General features: G+C 60.2%; 2 protein-coding genes. Both read right to left on the reverse strand.

Features of this window, described 5'->3' with window-relative positions:
- Positions 1-70: 70 nt before the first annotated feature.
- Positions 71-952 carry a cytochrome b/b6 domain-containing protein gene (locus EOA49_RS31895; protein ID WP_127241726.1) on the reverse strand — a complete coding sequence of 294 codons (882 nt, stop codon included), beginning with the start codon at positions 950-952 and terminating at the stop codon, positions 71-73.
- 103 nt (positions 953-1055) lie between these two features.
- The coding region (locus EOA49_RS31900) for a DUF1345 domain-containing protein (RefSeq protein ID WP_127243597.1) at positions 1056-1546 on the reverse strand (491 nt) is incomplete at its 5' end.

A 1546-nucleotide genomic window follows, 5' to 3' on the forward strand; every position in this document is an offset into this window, starting at 1 on the left:
ACAGATGCCTGACAGACCGAGGCTGGCGGAGGTCAAGAACTTCCGGCGGCTAATCTGGAATTTTGCCATGTCAGGCGCTCCTCTCGGTTGCCTGGTCGTGCTTTGCGGGCGGGTCGGTGCGATACCAGCCGGTGATGATCGAGCGCAGCTCGTTGATCGGACCGGCAGCCACGATCATCAGCATATGGACGACGAAGAAGAGCACGAGCAACACCATGACAATGAAGTGGATGGTGCGAGCCGTCTGCCGACCGCCCAAGATTTCATTGAGCCAGGGAAGCACCGAATTCATGCTCGGCGACATCGCAAGCCCGGTGATGATCATCAGCGGCAACAGCACGAAGAGCACGCCGCCATAGGCCATTTTCTGCAGCGTGTTGTATTCGCGCGCGTGGTGGAATTTCAGCCTCGCATGGTCGAGGATGTCGCGCGGCAGCTTGCGCAAGTCATCCAGGCGAGGGGCAAGATCGCGACGGATATGGCCGTTGATCAGGCTCGCCACCAGCCAAATGAGCAGTGTTGCGCTCAGCACCCAGGCGAAGAAGAAATGCACGACGCGGGCCGTGCCGAGGTCGTAGTAGGACGGGATCGTCGCCCAGGACGGAAAGGCGCGCGGCGTTTCCTGTCCGGGAGGGCCGGACCAGCCGAGCACGCCGGTGGTGTCGAAGCGATGCCCGAAGATTTTGGTAAAGCCGCGCGGTCCGCCGTCTGTGTTTTCGGCGCCGATCTCGAGGATCGTATTGTTGTATTGGAAGCCCGATTCCTTGCCGATGTAGAGTTGCGGGCGCGCGTTGAAGATCTGCAGGCCCGAAAGCAGCATGAAGAACAGCGAGAACGCCCAGAGCCAATGGGTCAGGCGCGTCCAGCCCGATTGCCGGTAAATCAGCGTCGGGTCCTTCGGCGTGGATGCTTCTACCTCGGTGGAGGGTTCGCTTCTGGCGACGGTCTCCATATCTAGGTGTCCTCCCGGCTGCATCTTCTGCGGCCTCTCAGAGCCTTGTTCTCCTCCCAATACGTCTCCGGCCCAAGCGTTGTTTCATCCGATCACGGATTTATTATGGACAGCCCAGGCTGACCGCGAGATTGACCGCGGCGGCGACGATCACCGTGTTGAAGAAAAAGCTCAGGATCGAATGGACGAGCACGACCTGGCGCATGCGCGAGGTCGTTATCCCAGTGTCGGCGGTTTGCGCAGTCATGCCGATGACGGTCGCGAAATACAGGAAATCCCAGCCTTCCGGGCGTTTGCCGCCGGGAAAATCGAGGCCGCCGACCGGATTCTTCTTCCTGGTTTTCTCTTCGATCTCGTCGCCGTCCATCCAGTAGACATGCGCATAATGCAGCGCCGCCATCGCATGGATTGTGAACCAGCCAAGCGGGATCGACAGCATCGCGAACAGAACCTCCAGCGGATGCGCGGCAGCCTTTTGGTTGATGAGTTGAAACAGCGAGCCGATGGCGAGGCCGATGACCAGGAGCGTGACCGCAAAAATCAGCAGCACCGGCAGGTCCGTGGCACGCGCGTTCTTGCTCAGGTAACGGACGG

Source organism: Mesorhizobium sp. M1A.F.Ca.IN.020.04.1.1, assembly GCF_003997315.1.
Taxonomy (GTDB): Bacteria; Pseudomonadota; Alphaproteobacteria; order Rhizobiales; family Rhizobiaceae; genus Mesorhizobium.

Coding starts and splice junctions, on each gene's coding strand:
- EOA49_RS31895 (WP_127241726.1), bottom strand. CDS start 952: ATGGAGACCGTCGCCAGAAGCGAACCCTCCACCGAGGTAGAAGCATCC.